Origin of the sequence: Halomonas sp. BC2 (assembly GCF_002078115.1) — a bacterium.
GTDB lineage: Bacteria > Pseudomonadota > Gammaproteobacteria > Pseudomonadales > Halomonadaceae > Vreelandella > Vreelandella stevensii.
Genome location: NZ_LFGT01000016.1, coordinates 47,524 through 51,505, shown reverse-complemented (window position 1 = coordinate 51,505; position 3,982 = coordinate 47,524). Strand labels below are relative to the sequence as shown.

5 protein-coding genes are annotated in these 3,982 nt (G+C 62.6%); 1 reads left to right on the top strand and 4 read right to left on the bottom strand.

Going from position 1 to position 3,982, the window contains the following annotated elements; genetic code table 11:
• The 4 genes from proB to rplU all read right to left on the bottom strand — a co-directional run.
• Nucleotides 1–717 (bottom strand): glutamate 5-kinase (proB, locus tag B7L71_RS11160; RefSeq protein ID WP_249273248.1); only part of this gene is annotated, 717 nt, incomplete at its 3' end.
• Nucleotides 718–756: 39 nt separating this feature from the next.
• Entirely contained in the window at nucleotides 757–1,947 is a 1,191-nt protein-coding gene (gene cgtA / locus B7L71_RS11155) for an Obg family GTPase CgtA (RefSeq protein ID WP_081137996.1), read from the bottom strand.
• A 139-nt stretch (nucleotides 1,948–2,086) separates the two neighbouring features.
• Nucleotides 2,087–2,344 (bottom strand): 50S ribosomal protein L27, encoded by a 258-nt coding sequence (gene rpmA / locus B7L71_RS11150; protein ID WP_016915864.1) that lies wholly within the window; start codon nucleotides 2,342–2,344, stop codon nucleotides 2,087–2,089.
• A 30-nt stretch (nucleotides 2,345–2,374) separates the two neighbouring features.
• Complete coding sequence (gene rplU, locus B7L71_RS11145) at nucleotides 2,375–2,686, bottom strand: 50S ribosomal protein L21 (RefSeq protein WP_016915863.1); 312 nt, start codon at nucleotides 2,684–2,686, stop codon at nucleotides 2,375–2,377.
• Nucleotides 2,687–2,971: 285 nt separating this feature from the next.
• Here rplU and ispB point away from each other — a divergent pair, with 285 nt between their 5' ends.
• Nucleotides 2,972–3,976, top strand: a complete 1,005-nt coding sequence (gene ispB, locus B7L71_RS11140; protein WP_016915862.1) for an octaprenyl diphosphate synthase — start codon at nucleotides 2,972–2,974, stop codon at nucleotides 3,974–3,976.
• Nucleotides 3,977–3,982: the final 6 nt, after the last annotated feature.

Genomic DNA, 3,982 nt, shown 5'->3' with positions numbered 1-3,982 from the left:
CGCGGCACGCACCTTGGTACTCATGCCCCCTCGGCCCAGCGCACCGCCGCTGCCTGCCACGGCGGCCAGCCGTGGGTCATCGGCACGGCCTTCGGCAATCAATCGAGCGTCAGGATGATGGCGCGGGTCGGCATCGAACAGGCCCTCCTGATCGGTGAGCAGCAGCAGCGCATCGGCTTCGAGCAGGTTGGCCACCAGCGCGCCCAGGGTGTCGTTATCGCCAAAGCGGATCTCGTCGGTGACGACGGTATCGTTTTCGTTGATCACCGGCACTACGCGCATCTCGACCAGGGTGCGCAGCGCCGACAGCGCGTTCAGGTAGCGCTTGCGGTTGGAGAGGTCGTCGTGGGTGAGCAGAATTTGCGCGGTGAGCATGCCGTGGCGAGCAAAGTGCTGCTCGTAGCACTGGGTGAGCCCGTTCTGCCCCACGGCCGCCGCCGCCTGCAGTTCATGCACGGCGCTGGGGCGTGCCTGCCACCCCAGGCGTACCATGCCTGCCGCCACGGCTCCCGAAGAGACCAGCACCACGTCGATACCCTGCTGGTGCAGGGCAGCAATTTGATCCACCCAGCCGCCAATGGCCGCTTCATCCAGCCCGCGACCATCGTTGGTGAGCAGCGCGCTGCCAATCTTGACCACTATCCGGCGGGCGCTACTCAGCGCCTCACGGCCCGGCAACTGCTCGTTGTGTTCCACGTCGCGACTCTCCCACGCCATTGCGCTCACGCGATTCATCCTGGTCGGCACGCCTGCCGTTTACGGGGCGTACTCTACTTCGACATCGTAATCATCGTCGTCGAAATCGTCATCGTCTTCTTCGTCATCGCGCTTGCGGCGACGGCCAAGGCGCGCTTCGGTACGGGCCACCGACTCCTCTTCCATGCGGCGCCGCATCTCCTGCTCGCGGGCATGGGCCTCTTCGTCTTCGTTTTCCAGACGCTGCTGCTCGGTGAGCCAGCGGTACGCCGCCTGCACCAGCTTGTCGGTGCCTTCGCTGCTGATCGCCGAAATACGGAACACCGGGCCTTCCCAGTTCAACGCATCGATGATCGCCTGGGCCCGCGCTTCGCGCTCCTCTTCCGGCAGCAGGTCGAACTTGTTCAGCACCAGCCAGCGCGGCCGCTCGGAGAGCGCCGGTGAGAACTGGCCCAGTTCGTGCACGATGGCCTTGGCAGCGTCGACCGGATCAGACTCGTCAAACGGCGCCACATCGACCACGTGGAACAGCAGCCGCGTACGGGTCAGGTGCTTCAGAAAACGCAGCCCCAGGCCTGCGCCGTCGGAGGCGCCTTCGATCAGTCCCGGAACGTCGGCCATCACGAAGTGCTCGTGCATCCCCAGCTTCACCACGCCCAGGTTCGGCACCAGCGTGGTGAACGGGTAGTTGGCCACTTTGGGCTTGGCCGCCGACACCGAACGAATCAGCGTCGACTTGCCGGCATTGGGCATGCCCAGCAGGCCCACATCCGCCATCACTTTCATTTCCAGGCGCAGGTTACGACGGTCGCCTTCGGTGCCCGGCGTGGTGCGGCGCGGTGCGCGGTTGGTGGAGGATTTGAAGTGGATGTTACCCAGGCCACGACGACCACCGGCCGCCACCAGCACGACCTGCCCGATCTCGGTCACATCGGCGATCACCTCGAGGGTGTCCTCATCGATCACGGTGGTGCCCACCGGCACCTTGACGTGCAGGTCTTCACCAGCCTTGCCACTCATCTGGCGACCCATGCCGCCCTGGCCGTTCTCGGCCTTGTAGAAGCGCTGAAACTTGAAATCGATCAAGGTATTCAGCGCATCGTCACCAATCAGATAAACGCTGCCCCCGTGGCCACCATCACCACCGTCCGGGCCCCCCTTGGGCACATATTTCTCGCGGCGAAAGCTCAGACAGCCATTGCCGCCTTTACCTGCCTCAACAATGATCGAGGCTTCATCGACGAACTGCATTGGATTCTCCCGGCCGCTTCCGCCGCCCTGACTGCATCACCCTGTTCCCGGTACGGGCAAAAGGGCTTGAAAAGACAAAAAAGCCCCGCCATGGCGGGGCTTTTCTTTCGTCATCTTCGCACTGCGCAACCTAAGTTGCTTAGGCAGAAACGATGCTGACGAATTTACGGTTTTTCGGACCTTTGGTCTCGAACTTGACGACACCGTCGTTCAGAGCGAACAGCGTGTGGTCACGGCCCAGGCCAACGCCAGTACCGGCGTGGAAGCGCGTGCCGCGCTGACGCACGATGATGTTACCGGCGGTTGCCGCTTGGCCACCGTACAGTTTCACACCCAGGCGTTTGGATTCGGAATCGCGACCGTTACGCGTGGAGCCGGCTGCCTTTTTATGTGCCATTGCAAAATCCTCCTAAAGGGAAGTGACTGCTTACGCAGAAATTCCGGTAATTTTGACTTCAGTGAACCACTGGCGGTGGCCCTGACGCTTCATGTGGTGCTTCCGGCGGCGGAACTTGATGATGGTGACTTTGTCGCCACGGCCGTGGGAAACGATTTCGGCGGAAACTTTGGCACCGCTGATGAAAGGTGCGCCAATGTTCACGTCGTCGCCGTCTGCAACCAGCAGCACTTCATCGAATTCAATCGTTTCGCCGGTCGCGACTTCGATTTTTTCGAGCTTGAGGGTCTGACCTTCTTGAACGCGGTACTGTTTGCCACCGCTTTTGATAACTGCGTACATGTCGCTCTCCGGACTTGTCGTTAATGCCAGTTACGCCCCGCGTAACCAACGCTCATCGCCTTCCGCTCTTATCGACCTGCTGCGAGTGGCGCCTCTTTTGGCAGCCATCTGACAGGGAGCATGATGAGTGGGTCGCGGATTATAACGACTATCGCGCTTTACCACAAGGCCACCGGGGCTTGTCAATCACCCCGCCGCCCGCCCGGCGCCGCTATGCCTTGACGCCTCACAGGCAGCCCCATAGCATGACCCCCACTCTCTTACCTGCCGCGATGAACGGAACCCATGACAGCCAACGTCTCCTCAACCCCGCCTGCCAGCCCTTCGCCTTCACCGCTGCACGCCGTGGTGGCCGACGATTTTGAGGCCGTCAACCGCACCATTGTGACGCAGTTGAATTCTCGCGTGCCGCTGGTGGAAACCATCGGCCAGTACATCATCGAAAGCGGCGGCAAGCGCCTGCGCCCGCTGCTGGTACTGCTGGCAGCGCGTTCGCTGGGCTACGAAGGCGACAAGCACATCACCCTCGCCACGCTGATCGAGTTCATGCACACCTCGACCCTGCTGCATGACGACGTGGTGGACGAGTCGCACATGCGCCGTGGCAAGAAAACGGCCAACGACGCCTGGGGCAATGCGCCCTCGGTGCTGGTAGGCGATTTCCTCTACTCCCGCTCGTTCCAGATGATGGTCGATGTCGGCTCCATGCGCATCATGGCGATCCTCTCCGGCGCGACCTGTGTCATCGCAGAAGGCGAAGTCCTCCAGTTGACCAACATCGGCAACCCGAGCATCTCGGAAGCCGACTACTTCGAGACCATTCAGGGCAAAACCGCCATGCTCTTCGAAGCCGCTTCCCACAGCGGTGCGGTGCTGGCCGATGCCACCCCGGAGCAGGAGCGCGCGCTGCAGTACTACGGCCGCTATCTCGGCCTGGCCTTCCAGCTCATCGACGACCTGCTGGACTACCAGGGCGACGCCGACGCCATGGGCAAGAACGTAGGCGACGATCTGGCCGAGGGCAAACCGACCCTGCCGCTGATCCACGCCATGGAGCACGGCACCCCCGAACAGGCCAAGCTGATCCGCCAGGTGATTCGCAAAGGCGGCCTGGAGCAACTGGACGAAGTGCTGGAGATCATTCACGCCACCGGCGCTCTCACCTACACCCGCGACCGCGCCGTCGAGATGGCCGACAAGGCCCTGGCCGAGCTGAACGCCCTGCCCGAAAGCCCCTTCCGCGACAGCATGGCCCAGCTGGCCCGCCTCGCCGTAGAGCGTCAGGCCTGACCGGCG

Excerpts from the sequence above, each read along its gene's own strand:
- rpmA (WP_016915864.1), bottom strand. The coding sequence starts at position 2,344 with ATGGCACATAAAAAGGCAGCCGGCTCCACGCGTAACGGTCGCGATTCC.
- cgtA (WP_081137996.1), bottom strand. The coding sequence starts at position 1,947 with ATGCAGTTCGTCGATGAAGCCTCGATCATTGTTGAGGCAGGTAAAGGC.
- rplU (WP_016915863.1), bottom strand. The coding sequence starts at position 2,686 with ATGTACGCAGTTATCAAAAGCGGTGGCAAACAGTACCGCGTTCAAGAA.
- ispB (WP_016915862.1), top strand. The coding sequence starts at position 2,972 with ATGACAGCCAACGTCTCCTCAACCCCGCCTGCCAGCCCTTCGCCTTCA.